Here is a 21,638-nt window from a genome sequence, read left to right on the forward strand (position 1 = left end):
GAACCCTGTGCACTCCTGCGGGCGGGGCGACGCGGGAGGCGCGCTGCTGGGAGGATGATGCCAGCAGCGCCGTCCGCACCGCACACTAGGAGGTCCCCTTGGAGCGCGAGGACACCCTGGCCGGGCTCGATCCGGAGCAGCGTGAGGTGGCCGAGGCCGTGCGGGGCCCGGTGTGCGTGCTCGCCGGCGCCGGCACGGGCAAGACCCGCGCGATCACCCACCGCGTCGCGCACGCCGTCGCGACCGGGGTGGTGGACGCGCAGAGCGTACTGGCCGTGACCTTCACGACCCGGGCGGCGGGTGAGCTCAAGCAGCGGCTGCGCTCCCTCGGCGTCCACGGCGTCCAGGCGCGTACGTTCCACGCCGCCGCGCTGCGCCAGCTCACCTATTTCTGGCCACGCGTCATCGGCGGCGACCCGCCCCGCGTGATCGAGTCCAAGCTGCCGTTGCTCATCGAGGCCGCCCGCGAGCTGCGGCGCGGCAGCGACCGCGGCGAGCTGCGCGACGTCGCCGCCGAGCTCGAATGGGCCAAGGTCACCCAGATCGCCCCCGAGGACTACCCGGCCCTCGCCGCCAAGGCAGGTCGCACGCCGCCGATCCCGCCGGAGGAGGTCGCGCGCCTGTACGAGGCGTACGAGAACCTCCGGCGCGCGCGCCACCTGCTCGACTTCGAGACGATCCTGGAGCTCACCGCCGCGGTGATGACCGAGCACGACGAGGTGGCGAGCCAGATCCGCCGGCAGTACCGCTACTTCGTCGTCGACGAGTACCAGGACGTCAACCCGCTGCAGAAGCTCCTGCTGGACACCTGGCTCGGCGGGCGCGACGACGTCTGCGTGGTCGGCGACCCGAACCAGACCATCTACTCCTTCAGCGGCGCGACTCCGCGCTACCTCACCAACTTCGCCGTCGAGCACCCCTCCGCCGTGGTCATCAAGCTGGTGCGCGACTACCGCTCGACGCCGCAGGTCGTCGGCCTGGCCAACGGGGTGCTCGCCAAGGCCCGCACCCCGCACCGGCTGGAGCTGGTCGCGCAGCGGCCCGACGGCCCGAAGCCGGTCTTCGCCGAGTGCGATGACGAGGCGGCCGAGGCGGCGCTCGTGGCGCGGCGCGTCAAGGAGCTCGTCGCCGGGGGAGTGCCCGCGCGCGAGATCGCGGTGCTGTTCCGGGTCAACGCCCAGTCCGAGGCGTACGAGCAGGCGCTGGCGCAGGCGGGGGTGCCCTACCTGCTGCGCGGCGCCGAGCGGTTCTTCGAGCGGCCGGAGGTGCGCCAGGCCGTCGTCCTGCTGCGGGGGGCCGCCCGCTCGGCCGGCGGGGACGAGCCCCTCGCGCAGGTCGTCCACGACATACTCTCCGGCATCGGCCTCACCCCCGAGGCGCCCGGAGGCGGCACGGCCCGCGAGCGCTGGGAGTCGCTGAAGGCCCTGGCCGACCTCGCCGAGGACGTCGCGGCCGAGGGCGGCGACCTGCGGCGCTTCGTCGACGAGCTGGAGCGCCGGGCCACCGAGCAGCACGCGCCGCCGGTCGAGGGCGTGACGCTGGCGTCCCTGCACGCCGCCAAGGGCCTGGAGTGGGACGCCGTCTTCCTGGTCGGCCTCACCGACGGCATGCTGCCGATCGTCTACGCCGAGACGCCCGACCAGATCGAGGAGGAACGCCGCCTTCTGTACGTCGGCGTCACCCGCGCCCGTGTGCACCTTCACCTGTCGTGGGCGCTGGCCCGGTCGCCCGGCGGGCGCAAGGCGCGGCGGCCGTCGCGGTTCCTGGACGGGCTGACGGGCCTGACCCCCGGCGCGGGGCGCCCGGCCGTCTCGATGGGCCCGCGTGCGGCGGGCAGGTCCCGCGTCCCGGCGCCGATGCACTGCCGCGTGTGCGCCAAGACCCTTACCGCCGCCGCCGAGCAGAAGCTCGGCCGGTGCGCGACCTGTCCCGCCGACTTCGACCAGGAACTGCTGGAACGCCTCAAGGCATGGCGTACGTCCGTGGCGAAAGAGGCGAAGTTGCCGTCATATGTCGTGTTCACAGACGTTACGCTCCAGGCAATGGCCGAGCGGGTGCCCACCACAGAGGAGGACCTGCTCGCGATCGCCGGCATCGGCCGCGTCAAGCTTGAGCGGTACGGCGAGGCCGTACTGGAAATCTGCCGTGGAGGGGAAGCCACGTGAACGAGGCGCTCAAGGAGGTCCTCGACCTGCTCGACCTGGAGCAGATCGAGCGGGACATCTTCCGGGGCCGCAGCCCGGAGGAGCGCATCCAGCGGGTCTTCGGCGGCCAGGTGGCGGCCCAGGCGCTCGTCGCGGCGGGGCGCACGGTGCCCTCCGACCGCGCGGTGCACTCCCTGCACGCCTACTTCATCCGGCCGGGCGACCCGGCCGTCCCGATCGTCTACAACGTCGAGCGCGTGCGTGACGGGCGGTCGTTCACGACGCGTCGGGTCGTCGCCATCCAGCACGGCAAGGCGATCTTCACGATGTCGGCGTCCTTCCACATCGCCGAGGAGGGCGTCTCCCACCAGGCGTCCGTGATGCCGCACGTGCCCGCGCCCGAGACCCTCCAGCCCTTCCAGGACCGCATGCGCGACCTGGTGGGCGACGTCCAGCCGTGGCGCGACTGGCTGTCCAGGCCCCGCCCGGTCGACGCCCGGTACGCCACCCCGCTCACCTGGGAGGCCGTCGGCGACCCCTCGCTGCGCGGCTCGGAGACGCGGGTGTGGTTCCGCTACGACGCCGACCTGCCCGACGACCCGCTGCTGCACGTCGTGCTGGCCGCCTACGCCTCCGACTACACCCTCGTCGACACCGTGCTGCTGGCACACGGCCTCGCGTGGGGCGCCTCGAACGTCATCGGCGCCTCCCTCGACCACGCGATGTGGTTCCACCGGCCGCTCCGGGTCGACGACTGGGTGATGTACGCGCAGGAGTCGCCGTGGTCGGGGGACGCGCGCGGCCTCGCCCGGGGACAGATGTTCACCCCCTCGGGAGAGCTCGCGGTCTCGGTCGTGCAGGAGTGCATGATCCGTGTCTCGAATCCGTGAAATCGCAGGTAGAAAATATGTTGCCCGGTTCCCTGATCCACGTTTAGAGTCATGCACAAGCCGGTCGGACGGTCCCTGTCCGGCCCTCTTCTCACACTCGATTGGGAGGTGACCCCAGTGAAGCTGATCTCGACGACCGCCCAGCCGTGGGTCGCTTCCCTGTGCGCCGACGACGTCGTCGTTCCGGCCACGCGTGGCAGGCGTTTCGCCGCTCCGCTCGCGCCCGAGGTTCTCGGCCTTGCCGCGGCGCCCGCAGCGAAACTCCGACAGGAGAAGACTGCCCACATCCCGGCTGAGCAGGGCATGGGCGCCTTCGCCTACCGCATTTCCGACACGGTTTCCGACCTTCCGGCTGCCTTCGGCCGTCGGGCCGGCGACCCGCAGACCCCGAGCACCGCCAATGGTGGGGTGCAGGGTCCGCCACCCTGGAGGCAACCGGTCAGCTACTGACCGGTTGAGAGCCTTCAGGCCGCGGATCCGCACCGGGATCCGCGGCCTTCTTGTTGTCCGCCGCCGATCACCACCGATGAGGTAACCAACCAAAAACCGAAAGTCAGACAGAAAGGTGACGCTGATGGCGGTAACGACGACCATGGACCTGGTCGACGAAGCCGATATCCCGTGTCGTACCGACCCCGACCTGTGGTTCGCCGAGTCCCCTGACGACGTCGAGTTCGCCAAGGCTCTCTGCGGAGGTTGCCCGATCCGGAAGTCCTGCCTGGACCGCGCGCTGGAGCGCGAGGAGCCCTGGGGCGTCTGGGGAGGCGAACTGGTTCTCCGCGGGACCGTCGTCCCGCGCAAGAGGCCCCGGGGGCGTCCGCGCAAGACCCCGGTCGCAGCCTGAAACACCATCGCAAGCCCGTCCGAATCGCTCAACCGAAAGGGAACAGTCTGATGAACACCACCCGAGCCTGGGGCGCCGAAATGCCGTATATGTATGAAGAACTGGTGTTTGACCGAATACGAACGCTCCACCAGGAGGCGGAAAGGCAACGGCTCGTCAGCCGTGTCCAGCGCCTCCGCCGGGCCCGTGAGAAGGCCGAGCGCGCGTCGACGCGGTTGCACCAGGTCCTCGCCCGTATGGCGTAACCGTCCGGCGGGGACGCGCGGCGACAGGGAGCCGCGGTCCCCCGCCGGGGGTGCGTAACCACCCCTTGTCCGCGATGATCACATCGGAAGGGGCGATCCGGCCACATCGGGATCGCCCCTTCGGCATTTCCCGGGCCGCCGTCCGCCCTGCCGGACCCTTCGAGGGCGCGCAGGAACATCTCGTTGAGGCGGTCGCCGACCTCGCCGGGGCCGGCACCGAGCTCAGGAGGCGGCCAGTGCCGTCTCCCTGCCGTCCGGGCCCTCGTCGGCGAAGCCGGGAACCCAGCGGACGGCCTCGTCCCGGAAGCGGGCCGTGGTGCCGAGCTGGCACAGCACGCCGATGCCCGCCGCGTGCACGCGGTGGATCAGCACGTAGGACGGCGGCAGGTTGAGCTGGCGCACGACGTTGGTCGGGCGCAGGTCGGTCACGGTGGCCATCTGCCGCTGGAGCCACTCGCGGCTGAAGGTGAACTCCTCCACCGACGTCGGCTCGACGTACGGGGCGAGGAACGCGCGCAGTGCCTCCTCGTCGACCTCGATGTGCGGGCGGATGAACCCCTCGTCGCGCAGCCCCTGGACGACGGTGTTCATGTCGCCCTTGTTGAAGATGCGCGTCAGCGTGCCGAACACCTCCGGGTAGCCGTCCGGCATGCGGTTCACCGCGCCGAAGTCGAGCACGCCGAGGCGGCCGTCCGGCAGCACGCGGAAGTTGCCCGGATGCGGATCAGCGTGCAGCATCCCCGCGCGCGCCGGGGAGCTGAACAGGAAACGCACGAACAGCAGCCCGGCGCGGTCGCGCTGCTCCTTGGTGCCGTCCTTGATGATGCGGGACAGCGGAGTGCCGTCCATCCACTCCGTCACGAGGATCTGCTCGTTGGCGGCGACGACGTCCGGCACGAGGAAGTCGGGGTCGCCGTGGTAAGCGGTGGCGAACCCGTGCTGCGCCTCGGCCTCGCGCAGGTAGTCGAGCTCCTCCGCGACGCGTGCCCGCAGCTCGCCCAGCACGGCCTTGATGTCCAGCCCCGGCAACAGGGCGCCGAACAGCTTGCCCAGGCGGGCGAGCTGGTTGAAGTCCGACAGCAGCGCCTTGCCCGCCCCCGGATACTGGATCTTGACGGCCACCTGCCGCCCGTCGTGCCAGACGGCCCGGTGCACCTGGCCGATGGACGCGGCGGCGGCCGGCGTGTCGTCGAACTCCGCGAAGTGCTCACGCCAGCCGTCGCCGAGCTGCTCGGCGAGGACGGCGTGAACGGTCGAGGCGGGCAGCGGCGGGGCCGCGTCCTGCAGTTTGGTCAGCGTCGCGCGGTAGGGACCGGCGATCTCCGGCGGTAGCGCCGCCTCGAAGATCGAGAGAGCCTGGCCGAGCTTCATCGCGCCGCCCTTGAGCTCTCCGAGGACCCGGAAGATCTGCTCGGAGGTGCGCTGCTGGATCTCCTGGGCGACCTTCTCGGCGGACTTCCCGCCGATCCGTTTGCCCAGCCCGAGGGCGGTGCGGCCGGCGAACCCCAAAGGGAGCGTCGCCAGCTTGGCGGAACGCGTCACGGCATGTTGGGGGAACTCACTCACGCGACCATTGTTAACGGAGCCAAGTCGTTTCGACTACAACGACATTGCGGATGAGCGCTCCAGCTCCGTTTTTTCCAACGCAGATCAGGTAATACGTCGACTGTGCTATTCGTCACATCGGGCTCCAGGCCGTCGACAGAACCCACCGCGTACCCCGCAGCCTGGGCCGCGACCAGCGTTGACAGCACCGTGTCGCAAGCGATCTCACCTGCCGGGAAACCGCCCAGACCGGCCCCGACCACCGGCCACGACGGGTCGCGGTCGCGGCGGATCAGGTCGAGGCACCACAGGCACGGGGTGCGCCCCGGGATCACCAGCGGGCCCACCGAGCCCACCCCCTCGCCGGCGCTGACCAGCAGGTGGGGGATGCCCAGCGACACCAGCTCGCGCGGCAGCAGGCCGTCCAGCGGGCCGACCGGCGCCAGCACCACCAGGTCGGGGCGCCGGGCGCCGTCGGAGAGCTGAGAGGCCGTCCGCCCCGTCCACGCGTTGACGCTCGGCGCCACCCGGCGGGCGACCGCCACCGCGGCGTCCTGCCGGGTCTGCCCCACCTCGGCGAAGGACAGGCCGCCCGGGACGACGTCCGCCGCCCGCGCGGGGCCCGGGTCGACCACGCACAGATGGCCGATGCCGGACGCGGCGAGCATGACGGCGATCTGGGCGCCGACGCGACCCGCTCCGTACACCCGGATGTGCGCCCGGCGGCGGCGTTCGAGCGCGGTCAGACCCCCGTCGCCGGCGTCGGCCGTGGATAGCGAGAGGGCGTCGAGATCGGGGCCCAGCCTGTCGCGCTCGGCGGCGGTCAGCCCGCGCAGCGACTCGGGCCGCGCGGCGGCGTCGTCGAGCAGGCCGCGCTCGGCGAGCAGCCGCACCACCGTGCGGACGGTCGGCTCGTCGAGATCACCCGCCGCGATCAGCTCGTCGAGCGTGCGGGTTCCGTCCAGGCTCTCGACGAAGCCGCGCATGAGGGGGTCGAGGTCGGCGAGCACCACCGCGCGCAGCGGGTTGACGCCGAGTTGCAACGTGCGGTCGTCACGGTCGAGACGGCGCAGCGCCGGCTTGAGCCGGGGCCGCACGGGCTCGCGGACGGGCCGCCGCGGGGAGTGGGAGGACGCGCTGGGGGCGTGGGAGGAGGTCACGATCGCGAAGCCTGGCACACCCCCGCATCCGCCGCGGGCGATCGCGTCCGCCTGTGGATAACCCCACGGCAGATAGCCCCTCAACTGCGTAGATTGTGCGCGAACCGCCCTCGGGGATGTGGACAACGCACGCTTCGGATGAACACGGTCGGCCCTGTCCGCCCCTCTACGGCCATGAGGCGGCGGCGTCCCCGTGGCTCACGCGACAGGACCGTGCCAACTACCACGGACACGTGTTGCCCATGTGACAGCGGTGATACCTGAACATTAAGCGAACGCGGATTGACCAGGGAAAACGTGATTCACCCCCTGTGGAATCGCAGCGCTCTCGGCTACCGTGCATATGTGCCCCCCGAGACAGTCGAGGTCCGCCGGAGTGCACGCCGACGGCGAACCGTTTCCGCATATCGCGATGGCGACAAGACCATCGTGCTTCTGCCTGCCGGTCTGAGCAGCACGGACGAAGAGCAATGGGTGCGCCGGATGCTCGACCGGCTCGCCGCCAAAGAGCAGCGCAGGCGCCCGAGCGACGACGACCTGCTCGAACGGGCCCGTGAGCTCGCCATTCGCTACCTGGACGCGAAGGCCTTACCGGCCAGCGTGCGGTGGGCCGAGAACCAGCGGCACCGATGGGGCTCGTGTACTCCCGATCATGGCACGATCCGCCTCTCGACGCGACTCCGGGGCATGCCGGCGTGGGTGGTGGATTATGTGATCATGCATGAGCTTGTACACCTGATCGTCCCGAGCCACGGCCCGCGCTTCTGGGCGCTGGTCGAGCGGTACCCGAAGGCCGAGCGGGCACGCGGCTTCCTGGAAGGCTTCTCCATGGCCGCCAACGGGACGGCGGAGGAATGTTGAGGCAGGCGGCCGTCCTGGTCACGCCACGGATCGGCGAGGGCGCGCCTCCGGGGGCCGACCCGAGGGAGTTCGCGCTCGCCCTCGCCGAGGACACCTACGAGGTCGTCGCCGGGCTCGAACTCGTCCAGCCGGTGATCCTCGCCGCGGGCCTGGACGACGCGCAGGGTCTGCGCGATCTGGAGGACATCGCCTGGCCGGGCACCAAGGTGATCTCCGTTCCCGATCTCGCCGGCGCCTTCGCCGCGCTCCTGCCCTACGGCGAGGAGGCCGTCGTGATCAGCGCCGACGCCCCCGACCTGCCCCCGCTGCTCATCGGCAAGCTGTTCCGCGAGCTGGGCCGCGCCCCGATCGCCGTCTGCCCCGCCGAGGGCGGCGGCGCCGTGGCCATCGCCGCCCGCCTCCCGTACCCCGAGTGGGCGTCCGCGGGCCTGGACGACCCGGACGTGGTGGCCCGCCTGCGCGCCCAGGCTCCCGGGCGCCGCATGGTCGCCACCGGCCCCGGATGGCACCGCCTGCGCGTCCCCGGCGACCTGGCCAGGCTCGACCCCGGGCTCGAAGGCTGGGAGAACACCCGCGCCCTGCTCAGCGGCGAACGGCTCTGAGCCCTCGCCCCGCAGAACGTCAGCGCGGAGCGGGCAGCGAGAGTTCGGCGAGCACGGCCCGGTGGTCGGTCCCCGGCACGTCGTACACGCGGTAGTTCCGTATGCCCACACGCCGGTCGGCGAGCACGTGGTCGATGGTGATCAGCGGCGGGAGGCGCTTGTTGGCGGGCCACGTCGGCGTCAGCCCGCCGCCGGTCGCGTCTCCGGCGTCCCGATAGCCCCGCGCGACCAGCTTGCGCATCTCGGCGTGGTCGAGGCTCGCGTTGAAGTCACCGGCCAGGATGCGGAACGGCCCGGCCGCCGGCCCCGGCGGCAGCGCCCGCAGCCCCTCCGTCCACTGCGTCACCTGGCGCCCCAGCGGCGGGAGGGTGTGCACGTCCACGATCTCCAGCGACGGCCCCCCGGGCAGGCTCAGCCGCGCCGTCGGCATGTTGTGCCCGATGACCTGGAACAACCCGTCGAGCTTCGCGAGCGGATGGGGGGAGAAGATGCCGCTGCCCGCCGCGCTCCACTCGTCCTCCAGCACGCGGTACGGCATCAGCGCCTTCAGCCCGGCGGCGTCCAGCTCGGCGACGGCCTCGGGGGTCAGCTCCTGGGTGTTGAGCACGTCGGGACGGTGGCGGCGTACCAGGTCGACCACGGTGGCGGCGTCGCCGTGCCCGAAGAAGAGATTCACCGTCAGCACCGTGAACGGCCGCCCGGGCGCGGCGGAGGAGTCCCCGAACGCCCGGGGCAGGACGCCCAGGCCGAGCGCCGTGCTCGTCGCGATCGCCACGGCCGTCACCGCCCTTCGCCTGGACAGCAGCGAGAGCAGGAGCGGCAGCAGCGAGCCCGCCGCCGCGTACGGAGTGGCGGTCATGATCTGCGCGGGGAACGATCCACGCTCCAGCCCGGCCATGCGCCACACCGCCCAGGCGGCGAACGGCGTCACCGCCACCCAGGCGAGCGCGCCCGGCACGCGCCTGCGGAGCCATCGCCCGCGGGACGGGGTGACGATGACGCCACCCACCGGTGTCTCGGTCGTGGTGTCCACCAATCCCCCGGCTTCGCCTCGATGCCCTTCCGGAACCTGTGCGGGACCCGGCCCGAGCCCTATGCGGTGACCCTATCCAGCGGACGTACGAACCGCGTGAAGACGCCGCCGAGACATGAGAACGTTTGCCTTCGGACCTGACCGCGGCCGCGTGCGCCCCGCCGATATGGATCAGCCGGGACCGCGGTGCCCAGCCGGGACCCTGAACCCCGGACGGCCTCAGGAGGACTCGGAAAGCGGCCGGTCCGCCAGGAGCGCCCGCGCCCGCCGGGCCAGCCGCCGGGTGGCCTCGTCGGTCGGCTCGGGGATGTCGTCCACCGGCACCCACCGCATGTCCAGCGACTCCTGACTGATCACGAACTCGGCCCCGGGCGGCGCGACCGCCCCGTACTCGACGTCCAGGTGCCAGCTGTGCGGCGGGTGGCACCACACCCGGTGGCGGTCCAGCGCGAGCGGCCCCGGCAGCAGCCTGAGCCCCGCGATGCCGGACTCCTCGACGGCCTCGCGCAGCGCGACGGCCTCCAGCGAGACGTCCGGCACCTCGCAGTGCCCGCCCATCGGCAGCCACATCCCCGCCTTCGGATGCAAGGTCAGCAGCACCTTGGCGCCGTCGTGCGACAGCACCGCCGTGGTCGCCGTGAGGTGCCCCGGCGCACACGAACGCCACATCGCGTCCTCGTGGGCGTCGACGTGCTCGAGGAACTCCTTCCTGAGCACCTCCTCGCCGGGGGTGGGCGCGGTCCATCGCGCGAGCGCTGCCCGCGCGTCCTCGCGTAGCGTCATTCCCCGCCGGGCGCCTTGGGCCCGGGCTCGCCGTCGTCCGGCTTGCGCTCCTCGAAGTCCGACAGGTCGAACCTCGCCTCGCCCCGGACGAACGCCTGCGGGTCGTCGAGGTCGTCGGCCGTCGGCATCAGATCCGGGTGGGACCACACCGCGTCGCGGCCCTCGACCCCGCGGTCGGCGGCGAGTGCCTGCCAGAGCGCCGCGGCCTCCCGCAGCCTGCGCGGGCGCAGCTCCAGCCCGACCAGGGTGGCGAACGTGCGCTCGGCCGGGCCTCCGGTCGCGCGGCGGCGGCGCACCGTCTCCGACAGGGCGGCCACGGACGGCAGCTTGCCCTCGGCGGCGGCGTCCGTCACCGTGCCGACCCAGCCCTCGACCAGGGCCAGCAGGGTCTCCAGACGCGACAGCGCGGCCTTCTGCCGCTCGGTCTCCTCGGGCTTGAGCAGCGCGCCGCCGCTAAGCGCCTCCTGGATCTGCTCCATGTTGTTCATGTCCAGCCCGCGGATCTGCTCCTCCAGCGCGGAGGTGTCCACGGTGATGCCCTTGGCGTAGTCCTCGACGGCGCCGAAGAGCTGGGTGCGCAGCCACGGGACGTGCTGGAACAGGCGGTGGTGCGCCGCCTCCCGCAGCGCCAGGTACAGACGGATCTCCTCAGAGGGGATCTCCAGCCCGTGGCTGAACGCGGCGATGCCGCCCGGCAGCAGCGCGGCGGTGTCCGACAGCGGCAGCCCGATGTCGGAGGACCCGATCACCTCGGGCGCGAGCGCGCCGAGGGCCTGGCCCATCTGGCTGCCGACCATCATGCCGCCCATCTGGCGCATCATGCCCATCAGCGGGCCGAGCTGGGCCGCCATCGCCTGCGCCTCGGCGCCCCCGCCGAGGCCGACGTTGCCGAGGGTGCCCCCCATGGTCTCGACCATGCGGGCCGCGATCGGGTCGCAGAGCCGCTTCCAGACCGGGACGGTCTTCTCGATCCACTCCGAACGGCTCCACGCCTCGGGCGAGGTCAGGCCGCTCGGCAGCTCGGTCACCTCGTTCAGCCAGAGGTCGGCCAGGCGCAGCGCCTCGACGATCTGGCGCCGCTCGCCTTCCATCACGCTCGGATCGCCCTCCGCCACGACGGCGTGCCGGGCGATGTTCTTGGCCATCTCCCAGTTGACGGGCCCCGAGCCCTGCGGAGCGGAGAGCATGTCGGCGAACTGCCGCATGGCAGCCGCCATCTGCTCCGGGTCTCCGAACATCGCGAAGGGATTCTCGTTGGGGTCGTTTTCGCGACCTGGCAGGTCAGTCACCGCTCTACCTCGTGCAGGATGGAGGAGTCCACATCCGCCACGTTATCCGTCGTAGGGCGGATCAGTGCAAAGTGAGGACCTCGTGCCTACCTCGAAACGTCTCCGGCCACCGGTCGTCGCCGTCACCGGCGCGGCCTCAGGGCTGGGGAGAGAGTTCCTCTCCCGGGTCGCCTCGTCTGCGGATTTCCGTCGCGTGGTGGCGATCGACGACCAAAGGGGCGACGTCCCGGACGTCACGTGGCGGGTGCTCGACGTCCGGGATCCGCTCTTGGCGAACCGCATCTCGGACGTGGACGTCCTGGTGCATCTCGCCACCGACTACAGCCTCGACTCCGACGCGGGCGAGCGCCGCGCCTACAACCTGAGGGCCGCCCAGACGGTGCTCACCGCCTCGGCCGCCGCGCGCGTCCGCCGGGTCGTCCTCGTGACGAGCGCCATGGTGTACGGCGCGGCCCCCGACAACCCCGTCCCGCTGCCCGAGGACGCCCCGGTCGCCGCCGAACCGGACTCGGGCGTCGTCGGCGACCACCTGGAGATCGAGGCGCTCGTCCGGCGTTGCCTGCGCAGCCACCCCGGCCTGGAGGTCACCGTCCTGCGGCCCGCCGCCGTGGTGGGGCAGGGCGTCGACACCGTGGTGACCCGCCACTTCGAGGCGCCGCGCCTGCTCACCGTCAAGGGGTCGGCGCCCCGCTGGCAGTTCTGCCACGTGGACGACCTGGTCTCGGCGCTGGAGCTGGCCGCGCTCGGCCAGGTCACGGGGGTCGTGACCGTCGGCAGCGACGGGTGGCTGGAAATGGAGCAGGTCGAGGAGCTCTCCGGTCTGCGGCGCTTCGAGCTGCCCGCCGGGCTCACCTTCGGCACCGCGCAGCGCCTGCACCGCCTGGGCATCACCCCCGCCCCCGCGACCGACCTGCACTACGTCGTCTACCCGTGGGTGGTCGACTGCGCCTCGCTGCGCGCCGCGGGGTGGAAGCCGGCCTGGACCAACGAGGCGGCGCTGCACCAGCTCCTGGAGCTGAGCGAGGGCAGGCACGCGGTGGTCGGGCGGCGCCTGTCCGGCAAGGAGGCCACGATCACCGCCGCGGGGGCCACCGTCGCCGTGATCGGCACCGCCGCCATCGTCCGCCAGGTCCGCCGCAAGCGCCGTACGTGAGCCGCCGCCCGCGCGGGACCTCAGCCACCGCCGGGGCCGTGCGGCTCCCTGGCCGCCCGCGGGCCGGTGTCGCGAGATCGCCGGCCGCCGCGGGGCCCCGGGGTAGGATCATGGTGTGGAGGCCATCCGGTTGCTCGGCATACGTGAGACGCCGCTGTCCGTGGACGAGGTGCTGGCCGCCGTCGGCGACCATGCCGCGGGCGGCACGACGCTGTTCGTGGGCACTGTGCGCGACCACGATCACGGCAGGCCCGTCACCCTGCTGTCCTACTCCGCGCACCCCTCCGCCGAGGACGCACTGCGCCGCGTCGCCGAGAAGGTCGCCGCCGACCATCCGCTGACGGCGCTCGCCGCCGTCCACAGGGTGGGCGATCTCAGGCTGGGCGACATCGCGGTGATCGTCGCCGTGGCGGCCCCCCACCGGGGCGGGGCGTTCGAGGCCTCGCGCCGCCTCATCGACGACATCAAGTCCGAGGTGCCGATCTGGAAGCACCAGGTGTTCGCCGACGGCTCGGCCGAGTGGGTCGGAGCCTGCGACTGACCTCGGCGTCCCCGCGAACGCCCGGGCGGGGCGCCACGTCCCGCCGCTTCGCGCCCCGCGGCGACCCGAAGCCTGCGATGACCTGGATGTCCTATGTGTGTCCGCGTAAGCGCGGTCGTGGTGAGCGCATAGAGTTTCCACCATGTCCCGACGAGGTCTGACGTTGACGGTGGCGGGTGTCCTCACGCTGCTGCTGGGCGGCGCGGGGGCGCTGCTGCCCGTGCCCTACGTCGCGCTGAGCCCCGGCCCCACCGAGAACACCCTCGGCGAGGTCAAGGGCAAGCCCGTCATCACGATCACGGGACACCAGACCTACCCCACCTCCGGCAAGCTCAGCCTGGTGACCGTCGCCTACCAGGGTGGCCCCGGCGCGCGCATCGACCTGCTCACCGCCCTGCGCGGCTGGATGGACCCGAACGTCGCGGTCGTCCCCGAAGAGACGATCTTCCCCAAGACCGTGTCGGTCAAAGAGGTCGAGCAGCAGAACACCCAGGAGATGAGCAGCTCCCAGCAGGACGCCACCGCCGCCGCGCTCAACGAGCTCAAGATCCCGATCAAGGTGATCGTCGCGGTCGGCTCCACCCAGAAGGGCAAGCCGGCCGACGGCAAGCTCCTCCCGGGCGACGAGATCACCACGGTCGACGGCGCGCCCGTCCGCACCATCGACGACGTCTCGGCCGGGGTCCGCAAGCACAAGGTCGGCCAGGAGGTCCGGTTCGGCATCGTCCGGGGCGGCAAGTCCTCCACCGTCCAGGTGGGCACGGTCGCGGGCAAGGACGGCCCCATCGTCGGCATGATCATGGGAACGCAGTTCAAGTTCCCGTTCACGGTCAACGTCAACGTGGGCGACGTCGGCGGCCCCAGCGCCGGTCTGATGTTCTCGCTCGGCATCTACGACAAGCTCACCCCCGGCGAGCTCACCGGGGGCAAGTCGATCGCGGGCACCGGCACGATCACGCCGGACGGCAAGGTCGGCCCCATCGGCGGCATCCAGCAGAAGATGATCGGCGCGCGCGACGCCGGGGCCACCGTCTTCCTGACCCCCGCCGACAACTGCGGCGACGCCGTCCAGGCCGTCCCGAAGGGGCTGCGCCTCGTGAAGGTGAGCACCATGCACGAGGCCGTCCAGGCGGTCGACGCGCTGCGCACGGGTTCGGGACCAGTGGCGGGTTGCCCGGTCCGTTGAGCCCTTCTCACCGATCGCTCCCGACCCGGCCGCGCGCGGGGAACCCGCCGCGCAGCCGGGGCGTTGGGCCACGTGTACGCGCGCGTCTCATCCGGTGTGCGCGCGCGTGCTCCGAGGCTTCTCCGGGTTCCCGACGACCATGGCCCAGCCGCGTTTCGTGGCCAGGTCGTGCTCAGGGCTCGGAGGGTGACCACGCCGCTACCGGTGTAGGTTGCCAGACACGGACCGTTACTCGTGAAACCTAGGGGTGGGCCTTGACCTTCCGGAACCCCGGCGCGGGTCGGGCGATGCGATTGCCCCGCCGGCCGCGGCTTCTCATTCCCGTCGCGATCACACTGATCGCGATCATCATCTTGTTCTTCGTCTTCGCCGGCTTCTTCACCGACTGGCTGTGGTTCGACTCCGTCGGTTACACGTCGGTCTTCTCCACGATGGTGGTCACGCAGCTTCTGCTGTTCGTGATCGGCGCCCTCCTCATGGGCGGCGTCGTCGGCGGCAACATGATCATCGCCTACCGCTCCCGGCCTCTGTTCGGGATGGGCATGTTCGGCGGGGCGCAGGCGCAGGGCGCCGACCGCTACCGCGCCGCGCTCGACCCCCACCGCAAGCTGATCTTCATCGCGGGCATGGCGATCCTCGGCCTGTTCACCGGCTCCTCGACGGCCGGGCAGTGGCGCACGTGGCTGCTCTTCGTGAACGGGACGCCGTTCAACGTCACCGACCCCGAGTTCAAGTACGACGTCTCGTTCTTCATGTTCACCTACCCGTTCATCCGGGTGGTGCTGAACTTCCTGTTCACCGCGGTGATCATCTCGATCATCGTCGCGGCGATCGTCCACTACCTGTACGGCGGCTTCCGCCTGCAGTCGCCGGGCCTGCACGCCACCCGCGCCGCCCGTGTCCACCTGTCGGTCCTGGTCGGGCTGTTCGTGCTGCTCAAGGCCGTGGCCTACTGGGTCGACCGCTTCGGGCTGGTGTTCTCCGACCGGGGCAAGGTCTTCGGAGCCTCCTACACCGACGTCAACGCCGTCCTCCCCGCCAAGACCATTCTGGCGATCATCGCGCTGATCTGCGCCGCGCTCTTCTTCGCGGGCATCTTCAGGCCGGGCGGCATGCTCCCCGGTGTGGGCTTCGGCCTGCTCGTGCTCTCGGCCGTCCTGGTCGGCGGCGTCTACCCGGCGCTGGTCGAGCAGTTCCAGGTCAAGCCCAACCAGCAGAGCAAAGAGAACGCGTACATCGACCGCAACATCAAGGCGACGAGAGACGCCTACGGCGTCGCGTCCACCGTGGTGACGCCCTACAGCGCCAAGACGCAGGGCACCCAGCAGGAGCTTCAGAGCGAGGTCTCGACCATCCCCGGCGTGCGCCTGCTCGACCCCACCGTCCTGCCGCCCACCTTCGAGCAGCTCCAGCAGATCAAGGGCTACTACCAGTTCCCCGAGCAGCTCGACGTCGACCGGTACAACATCGACGGCGTGTCCCGCGACACGGTCGTCGCGGTGCGCGAGATCGGCAGCGCCCCGGACGGCAACTGGATCAACAACCACCTCGTCTACACCCACGGCTTCGGGTTCGTCGCCAGCCAGGGAAGCAAGATCGACGCCCAGGGCAAGCCGGACTTCCTCGTCAAGGACATCCCTCCCACCAACGGCCTCGGCCCGTTCGAGCCGCGCATCTACTTCGGCGAGCACTCTCCCGAGTACTCGATCGTCGGCGGGGACAAGAAGATCGAGCTCGACTTCCCCGAGCAGAGCACCAGCGCGCAGGGCAGCGGCCAGGAGAACACCACCTACACCGGCAAGGGCGGCGTCCCGATCGGGAACTTCTTCACCCGCCTGCTCTACGCCGGCAAGTACAGCGAGACCAACCTGCTGCTGTCCTCGGACATCAACAGCAAGTCCCGCATTCTGTACAACCGCGACCCGCGCCAGCGCGTCCAGCAGGTAGCCCCGTTCCTCACGCTCGACGGCGACCCGTACCCCGCGATCGTCAACCAGCGCATCGTGTGGATCATCGACGGCTACACCCTCTCGGAGGACTACCCGTACTCCGAGCGGCGCAGCTTCGGTGAGATGACCCGTGACACCTCCACCGACCGTCTCCTGACGCCGCAACAGCCCCGCGACCACATCAACTACATCCGCAACTCGGTCAAGGCGACCGTCGACGCCTACGACGGCACGGTCTCGCTGTACGCCTGGGACGACGCCGACCCGCTGCTGCGGACCTGGCAGAAGGCATTCCCCGGCGTCATCAAGCCGAAGTCGGAGATCACCCCTCAGCTCATGGAGCACCTGCGCTACCCCGAGGACCTGTTCAAGGTGCAGCGCGACATCCTAGGCAACTACCACGTCACGGACGCCAACGCGTTCTACGGCCAGCAGGACTTCTGGAAGGTGCCGGAGGACCCGGCGAGCTCGAAGACCAAGCAGCCTCCGTACTACGTGACGATGAAGATGCCGAACGAGACGAACCCGCGCTTCTCCCTCACGACCACGATGGTGCCGAACAAACGCGACAACCTGGCGGCGTTCATGTCGGTGGACGCGACGGGCCCCGCGGGCACGAAGATCCAGATCCTCCAGCTCCCGAGTGATACGACGATCCAGGGTCCCAAACAGGCGCAGAACGCCTTCGACACGAAGGCCGCGAGCGTCCTGAACGACCTGCGGATCGGCGGCACGACCGAGACGCTGAACGGCAACCTGCTGACGCTGCCGTTCGGCGGCGGTCTGCTGTACGTCCAGCCGGTGTACGTCCAGCCGAAGGACGTGAACTCCGCGCGGTACCCGACGCTGTTCCGCGTGCTCGTCATGTTCGGGTCGGACGTCGGCATCGGATCCACGCTGAAGGACGCGCTGGACCAGGTGTTCGGGCAGTCCGGGCAGCTCCCGACCAACCCGACCAACCCGACCACGCCGCTCACGCCTCAGCAGCCGTCGACCGGGGTCCCCACCGACCTCACGAAGGCCTTCGACAACGCCCAGAAGGCCTACGACGACGGCCAGGCGGCGATCAAGAGCGGTGACTTCGCGGCTTACGGTGAGGCCCAGAAGCGGCTGGCGCAGGCGCTGAAGGAGCTGGAGGCCGCTCTGGGCAAGCAGAAGGCCACCCCGTCCGCCAGCCCATCGGCGACGCCCACCCCGGCGTCGTCCGCCGCGGCGGCGAACGGCGCGACGCCCACGCCGACACCCTCGCCGACGCCCAGCTCGTAACCACTGGGGCGGGGCCGGCGGCACGTCGCCGGCCCCGTCTCCCGCGGGGCGCCGGGCCACCGCGATTTGCCAGTGCTCTCCCCGGCCGATAGTCTCTGTTGTGCAAGCCGACGCGGGGTGGAGCAGCTCGGTAGCTCGCTGGGCTCATAACCCAGAGGTCGCAGGTTCAAATCCTGCCCCCGCTACCACGAAAGACCCTGGCACCGGAAATCCGGTGCCAGGGTCTTTGGCATTCCAGGGCCCTTACACCAGGCTGCCCCCCTGGGCGACGAACATCGTCACGTCGATCACCGCGACCCCGAGCGTCACCCCGAACGCCGCCCGCCGTACGGAACGCCGCGCCCCGACGAGCCCGCCCGCGAGCACGAGCGCCACGGCTACGAGCCCGGCCACCGAGACCACGCCGCCCCGATCGCCGGGCGCCAGCGCGATGAGCACGGAGGCGGCCACCAGGAGGACGGCCGCGCCGAGCCTCGCCGTCGTCGGCCCGAGACGGTGCGGCAGCCCCCGTACCCCGAGCGCGACATCGTCGGCTATGTCCGGCAGGACGTTGGCGAAGTGGGCACCCATGCCGAGCAGTGCCCCCGCCGCAAGCGCCCACCACGCCGGCCAGGGCCCGCCCGGCAGGCCCAACGTCACGAACGCCGGCAACAGGCCGAACGCCACCGCGAACGGCAGCGGCGACACCGGGCTCGCCTTCAGCCGGACGTTGTAGAGCCATCCACAGGCGACCGCGACGAGGTGGACGGCCCCCGCCAGGACGCCCGAGGCCAGCGACAACGGCACGCACAGCGCCAAGGCGGCGAACGCCGCGACCGCCACCACGCGCGGTGCGAAGGAACCCCCGGCGAGCGGCTTGTCGGAGCGCCGCGTGGCCCGGTCCCGGACACGGTCGATCCAGTCGTTGCTCCAGCCGATCGACAACTGACCCGTGAGCACGGCCGCCCCCACCAGCAGCGTCCCGCCGGGCCCCCGTCCGACCATCGCCGCGAGCGCGCACCCCGTGGCCGTGACGACGAGCGTGGGACCCGGGTGACATGCCTTCATCAGCGCAAGCATGTGATCAGACTCGACCCCGCACCCCCGCCCGCGCAACGATCTCCCCGGCCCCGCGCCACGACGCACTCGAACCGGTGATCGAAAGAACCGTCGGACCCCTCGGCTATCGTGCGGGTATGCGGATCGCGGTGACGGCGGACGCGGACGGCGGCACGCTGCGACCGATCGGCGAAGACCCCAGGCGTGCCGGCGACCTCGCGGCGGCCATGGGCGAGCTGGAGCGCGCCCACCGCCCCCGCTGGGTCTGGCCCGACACCCGCGCCGTCTACCCGGGCCTCCTCGCCCATGGGGTGCGCCTTTCGCGCTGTCACGACCTCACGCTCACCGAGTCCCTCCTCCTCGCCCACGAGGGCCGCTACGGCGAGCCCAGGTCCGCCGAGGCCGCCTATGCCCGGCTCCACGGCCTTCCCGTCCCCGACGACGCGGCAGGGCCGCACGCCGTACAGGACACGCTGTTCGAGCCGGACCCCCCGGAGATCGACCCGGCGCAGGTCTACACCGACCAGCTACGGCGCATCGAGGCCACGCGCGACCCCACGCGCTTCCGGCTGCTGGTGGCCGCCGAGTCCGCGGGGGCGCTGATCGCCGCCGAGATGAGCCACGACGGCATGCCCTGGCGCGAGGACGTCCACGACCGGCTCCTGACCGAGCTGCTCGGCCCCCGGCCCATCCACGGCATGCGGCCGGCCAAGCTCCAGGCCCTCGCCGACCAGATCGGCGCCGCCTTCGGGACCACCGTGAACCCCGACTCCCCGCAGCAGATCCTCAAGGCGTTCAGGTCCGCGGGCCTCAGCGTCTCCACGACCCGCTCCCACGAGCTCAAGCAGATCGACCATCCCGCCGTTGCCCCTCTGCTCGCCTACAAGGAGCTCTCCCGGCTCCACAGCTTCCACGGCTGGGCCTGGGCCCACCAATGGGTGCGCGGCGACCGGTTCCACCCCGAGTACGTCGTCGGCGGCGTCGTGTCCGGGCGCTGGGCCACCAGCGGGGGAGGCGCACTGCAGATCCCCAAGGTCATGCGCCGCGTGGTCGTCGCCGACGAAGGGTGGAGCCTCGTCGTCGCCGACGCCGCCCAGCTCGAACCGCGCGTGCTGGCGGCGATGGCCGGCGACCGCGGCCTGGCCCGCGCGGCGGGGCAGATCGACCTGTACGCCGCTCTGGCCCAGGCCTTCGGCGGCGCCCGCGAGAACTCCAAGATCGCCATGCTCTCGGCGATGTACGGCGGCACGAGCGGCGACGCCGCCAAGCTGCTGGCCGTGATGCGCCAGCGCTTCCCGCAGGCGTACGGCTTCGTCGAGGACGCCGCGAAGGCCGGCGAGGAAGGCCGGCTGGTGCGCTCCTGGCTCGGACGCACGTCCCCGCCGCCGTCCACCCGGTGGCTCGCCCTCGTCTCCGGGCCCGAGGGCGCGCGCGCCGCTCGGGACCGAGGGCGCTTCACCCGCAACTTCGTCGTGCAGGCGACCGCGGCCGAATGGGCGCTCACCCTGATGGCGCTGCTGCGCGGCCTGCTGCCGGATCCGGCCAGGCTGGTGTTCTTCCAGCATGACGAGGTCATGGTTCACTGTCCGCGGGAACTCGCCGACGAGGTGTCCGCCGCGGTGAGCCGGGCGGCCGAGCAGGCCACCCGGCTCCTCTTCGGCGAGACGCCCGTACGCATCCCTATGCAGGCGGTCGCGGTGTCCTGCTACGCCGACGCGAAGTAGTCCGTAGGAATCCGAATGAGCGGTTTGCCGGAGGCGCGGAGTGGTTCGCGCCCCGGGCACGCGTACTGGTACGAGACCGATCAGGTCGCGGTCCTGATCAGGTGAACCGACTTCCTGATCGCCCACCCGATCAGGAACAGGCTGAAGAGGGCCTGGATCGTCCGTAGCCAACCAGAGGTGGCCGTGGCGGCGAAGACCACCACGCCCAGCCACAGGAGGCCGAACACCGCCACCAGGGTGACGGCGGCCCAGTTCAGCCCTCGCTTCCACATGCGGGAAGTCTTCCAGGACGACCCTCATGTCACGGCAAAGCCTGGCATCTCGACCCGTGAGCCGGCTCTGCCGATTTCGCCGGGCCCCGCTACCGAGGGAGCCTGCGGGCCGCGCCGGCGCACCGGCGCATGCGCGCGCCGGCTCTCGGGCGGCTCTGGGGCTTCTCCTCCAGATGGGCGAGAAGCGTCTCGGCCGTACGGGCGTCCGAAAGGATGCGCGTGACCTCTTCGTCGCCCGTCGGCAGCTGCCCCCGCTTGCCCAGCTCGTGCCGCAGGAACGTCAACGGGTCGATGTCCCCCACCGCGTCGGATGCCATCGTCGCCCGGGCGGCGGTGAGCAATCCCATGTAGCGGGCGCGAAGGGTCGCTTCGCGGAGCCGCGCCTGCTCCAGATCGTCCAGCAAGGTCCGGGCGATCTGGAGGAGATCGTCACAGTCCCCCTCCTCGGCCGCGATGTGGGCGCGGATGTCGTCGAACTCCGACCGCGTCATGATGACCACCTCCACGGGACGGGTTCCGGACATCGGGGTGATGCCAGCGGAGCCCCGCACCCTCTTCGTAACGGCTGGCGATTGCGGATGACTTGCCGAAGGGTTGCCCCTGCGCGAATCGCCTGCATTTGGGATGGCTGAGAGGCGTCAAAGGTTTACCTGAGACCAAAGTGGCGTCGGGCACTCTGGGGATGCTGCTAGAGTTTTCCCTCGTTGGGCGGCGATCGGGCCCCGAAAGATCAAAAAAATCTTCCGGGCCGCTGGTCTGCCCAGATCCCATCTGACGTCCGGATCCTCCGGGTTGGCGCACAGTGGTTGCGTCCTCCTGAATGATCTGGTAAGTTAGAGGGGTTGCCCTGGAGACGGGGCGCCATAGTTTAGCAATTTCAGCTTCGGATCGAATCGCTCGATTTGGTCGGAATTCCTGGAGCTGGTAAACTGTGAAACACGAGATGGAAGCCCCGGAGTTCGGATCCCTGGTCGGGTTCGGGTGATGGTGTACGCGTCCGTTTCTTGAGAACTCAACAGTGTGTTAAAAGCCAGTGCATGAATCATGCATGAACCTCCGTCTGTCACGGATGGCCGTCTTAGCGGGTGGCTGTCTGGTGGGGATGGATTCCTT

19 protein-coding genes and 1 tRNA gene are annotated in these 21,638 nt (G+C 70.9%); 12 read left to right on the forward strand and 8 right to left on the reverse strand.

Annotated elements, in window-relative coordinates; genetic code table 11:
- The first annotated feature begins 98 nt into the window (after window positions 1-98).
- The 4 genes from DQ384_RS21055 to DQ384_RS21070 all read left to right on the forward strand — a co-directional run bounded on the left by DQ384_RS21055 (window position 99) and on the right by DQ384_RS21070 (window position 3,878).
- Entirely contained in the window at window positions 99-2,165 is a 2,067-nt protein-coding gene (locus tag DQ384_RS21055) for an ATP-dependent DNA helicase UvrD2 (protein ID WP_114030557.1), read from the forward strand.
- The gene (locus DQ384_RS21060; protein ID WP_114030558.1) at window positions 2,162-3,034 is read left to right on the forward strand and encodes an acyl-CoA thioesterase; all 873 of its coding nucleotides are present in this window, start codon (window positions 2,162-2,164) and stop codon (window positions 3,032-3,034) included. The genes DQ384_RS21055 and DQ384_RS21060 overlap by 4 nt, the downstream gene beginning before the upstream one ends.
- A 117-nt stretch (window positions 3,035-3,151) precedes the next feature.
- Window positions 3,152-3,484 carry a hypothetical protein gene (locus DQ384_RS21065; RefSeq protein ID WP_114030559.1) on the forward strand — a complete coding sequence of 111 codons (333 nt, stop codon included), beginning with the start codon at window positions 3,152-3,154 and terminating at the stop codon, window positions 3,482-3,484.
- A 124-nt stretch (window positions 3,485-3,608) separates the two neighbouring features.
- A complete protein-coding gene (locus DQ384_RS21070; RefSeq protein ID WP_114030606.1) occupies window positions 3,609-3,878 on the forward strand; it encodes a WhiB family transcriptional regulator in 270 nt (89 codons plus the stop codon).
- Window positions 3,879-4,345: 467 nt separating this feature from the next.
- On the opposite strand, the gene DQ384_RS21075 is transcribed toward DQ384_RS21070, so the two are convergent.
- Window positions 4,346-5,689 (reverse strand): ABC1 kinase family protein, encoded by a 1,344-nt coding sequence (locus tag DQ384_RS21075; protein ID WP_114030560.1) that lies wholly within the window; start codon window positions 5,687-5,689, stop codon window positions 4,346-4,348.
- Window positions 5,686-6,828, reverse strand: coding sequence for a ThiF family adenylyltransferase (locus DQ384_RS21080; RefSeq protein WP_245966661.1), 1,143 nt, complete (start codon window positions 6,826-6,828; stop codon window positions 5,686-5,688). The genes DQ384_RS21075 and DQ384_RS21080 overlap by 4 nt, the downstream gene beginning before the upstream one ends.
- A 345-nt stretch (window positions 6,829-7,173) precedes the next feature.
- On the opposite strand from DQ384_RS21080, the gene DQ384_RS21085 reads away from it, so the two are divergent.
- Both DQ384_RS21085 and DQ384_RS21090 read left to right on the forward strand, forming a co-directional pair.
- Window positions 7,174-7,689 carry a M48 metallopeptidase family protein gene (locus DQ384_RS21085; protein WP_114030561.1) on the forward strand — a complete coding sequence of 172 codons (516 nt, stop codon included), beginning with the start codon at window positions 7,174-7,176 and terminating at the stop codon, window positions 7,687-7,689.
- Window positions 7,683-8,291 carry a glycosyltransferase family protein gene (locus DQ384_RS21090; RefSeq protein ID WP_114030562.1) on the forward strand — a complete coding sequence of 203 codons (609 nt, stop codon included), beginning with the start codon at window positions 7,683-7,685 and terminating at the stop codon, window positions 8,289-8,291. Before DQ384_RS21085 ends, DQ384_RS21090 begins: the two co-directional genes overlap by 7 nt.
- A 19-nt stretch (window positions 8,292-8,310) precedes the next feature.
- Here the strand turns inward: DQ384_RS21090 and DQ384_RS21095 are convergent, their stop codons facing one another.
- The 3 genes from DQ384_RS21095 to DQ384_RS21105 form a co-directional block, all read right to left on the reverse strand.
- Window positions 8,311-9,324, reverse strand: coding sequence for an endonuclease/exonuclease/phosphatase family protein (locus DQ384_RS21095; RefSeq protein ID WP_245966662.1), 1,014 nt, complete (start codon window positions 9,322-9,324; stop codon window positions 8,311-8,313).
- Window positions 9,325-9,543: 219 nt separating this feature from the next.
- The gene (locus tag DQ384_RS21100) at window positions 9,544-10,107 is read right to left on the reverse strand and encodes an NUDIX hydrolase (protein ID WP_114030563.1); all 564 of its coding nucleotides are present in this window, start codon (window positions 10,105-10,107) and stop codon (window positions 9,544-9,546) included.
- Entirely contained in the window at window positions 10,104-11,396 is a 1,293-nt protein-coding gene (locus tag DQ384_RS21105) for a zinc-dependent metalloprotease (RefSeq protein ID WP_245966663.1), read from the reverse strand. The genes DQ384_RS21100 and DQ384_RS21105 overlap by 4 nt, the downstream gene beginning before the upstream one ends.
- Before the next feature lie 64 nt (window positions 11,397-11,460).
- Here DQ384_RS21105 and DQ384_RS21110 point away from each other — a divergent pair, with 64 nt between their 5' ends.
- From DQ384_RS21110 to DQ384_RS21130, 5 genes are all read left to right on the forward strand, one after another.
- Entirely contained in the window at window positions 11,461-12,549 is a 1,089-nt protein-coding gene (locus tag DQ384_RS21110) for an NAD-dependent epimerase/dehydratase family protein (RefSeq protein WP_114030565.1), read from the forward strand.
- Window positions 12,550-12,664: 115 nt separating this feature from the next.
- On the forward strand, window positions 12,665-13,090 hold the full coding sequence (locus DQ384_RS21115; protein ID WP_114030566.1) for a molybdenum cofactor biosynthesis protein MoaE: 426 nt from the start codon (window positions 12,665-12,667) through the stop codon (window positions 13,088-13,090).
- Window positions 13,091-13,232: 142 nt separating this feature from the next.
- Window positions 13,233-14,276 carry a YlbL family protein gene (locus tag DQ384_RS21120; RefSeq protein ID WP_114030567.1) on the forward strand — a complete coding sequence of 348 codons (1,044 nt, stop codon included), beginning with the start codon at window positions 13,233-13,235 and terminating at the stop codon, window positions 14,274-14,276.
- 287 nt (window positions 14,277-14,563) lie between these two features.
- Window positions 14,564-17,491, forward strand: a complete 2,928-nt coding sequence (locus DQ384_RS21125) for a UPF0182 family membrane protein (protein WP_114030568.1) — start codon at window positions 14,564-14,566, stop codon at window positions 17,489-17,491.
- A 111-nt stretch (window positions 17,492-17,602) separates the two neighbouring features.
- Window positions 17,603-17,679 (forward strand) — tRNA-Met (locus DQ384_RS21130).
- A 55-nt stretch (window positions 17,680-17,734) separates the two neighbouring features.
- Here the strand turns inward: DQ384_RS21130 and DQ384_RS21135 are convergent.
- Complete coding sequence (locus tag DQ384_RS21135) at window positions 17,735-18,550, reverse strand: UbiA family prenyltransferase (protein ID WP_114030569.1); 816 nt, start codon at window positions 18,548-18,550, stop codon at window positions 17,735-17,737.
- A 116-nt stretch (window positions 18,551-18,666) separates the two neighbouring features.
- Between DQ384_RS21135 and DQ384_RS21140 the strand changes: the two genes are divergently transcribed.
- Window positions 18,667-20,253 carry a bifunctional 3'-5' exonuclease/DNA polymerase gene (locus DQ384_RS21140; RefSeq protein ID WP_114030570.1) on the forward strand — a complete coding sequence of 529 codons (1,587 nt, stop codon included), beginning with the start codon at window positions 18,667-18,669 and terminating at the stop codon, window positions 20,251-20,253.
- 80 nt (window positions 20,254-20,333) lie between these two features.
- Here the strand turns inward: DQ384_RS21140 and DQ384_RS21145 are convergent, their stop codons facing one another.
- Both DQ384_RS21145 and DQ384_RS21150 read right to left on the reverse strand, forming a co-directional pair.
- Complete coding sequence (locus tag DQ384_RS21145; RefSeq protein ID WP_114030571.1) at window positions 20,334-20,525, reverse strand: hypothetical protein; 192 nt, start codon at window positions 20,523-20,525, stop codon at window positions 20,334-20,336.
- Window positions 20,526-20,614: 89 nt separating this feature from the next.
- Window positions 20,615-21,016, reverse strand: a complete 402-nt coding sequence (locus tag DQ384_RS21150) for a hypothetical protein (RefSeq protein ID WP_114030609.1) — start codon at window positions 21,014-21,016, stop codon at window positions 20,615-20,617.
- Between the last annotated feature and the right edge of the window lie 622 nt (window positions 21,017-21,638).

It is taken from the genome of Sphaerisporangium album, assembly GCF_003323745.1.
Lineage (GTDB): Bacteria > Actinomycetota > Actinomycetes > Streptosporangiales > Streptosporangiaceae > Sphaerisporangium > Sphaerisporangium album.

What these genes read in the sequence shown, in the direction of transcription:
- DQ384_RS21070 (WP_114030606.1), top strand. Translation starts at nt 3,609, where the DNA reads ATGGCGGTAACGACGACCATGGACCTGGTCGACGAAGCCGATATCCCG.
- DQ384_RS21090 (WP_114030562.1), top strand. Translation starts at nt 7,683, where the DNA reads ATGTTGAGGCAGGCGGCCGTCCTGGTCACGCCACGGATCGGCGAGGGC.
- DQ384_RS21100 (WP_114030563.1), bottom strand. Translation starts at nt 10,107, where the DNA reads ATGACGCTACGCGAGGACGCGCGGGCAGCGCTCGCGCGATGGACCGCG.
- DQ384_RS21120 (WP_114030567.1), top strand. Translation starts at nt 13,233, where the DNA reads ATGTCCCGACGAGGTCTGACGTTGACGGTGGCGGGTGTCCTCACGCTG.
- DQ384_RS21125 (WP_114030568.1), top strand. Translation starts at nt 14,564, where the DNA reads ATGCGATTGCCCCGCCGGCCGCGGCTTCTCATTCCCGTCGCGATCACA.
- DQ384_RS21135 (WP_114030569.1), bottom strand. Translation starts at nt 18,550, where the DNA reads ATGCTTGCGCTGATGAAGGCATGTCACCCGGGTCCCACGCTCGTCGTC.
- DQ384_RS21140 (WP_114030570.1), top strand. Translation starts at nt 18,667, where the DNA reads ATGCGGATCGCGGTGACGGCGGACGCGGACGGCGGCACGCTGCGACCG.
- DQ384_RS21145 (WP_114030571.1), bottom strand. Translation starts at nt 20,525, where the DNA reads ATGTGGAAGCGAGGGCTGAACTGGGCCGCCGTCACCCTGGTGGCGGTG.
- DQ384_RS21150 (WP_114030609.1), bottom strand. Translation starts at nt 21,016, where the DNA reads ATGACGCGGTCGGAGTTCGACGACATCCGCGCCCACATCGCGGCCGAG.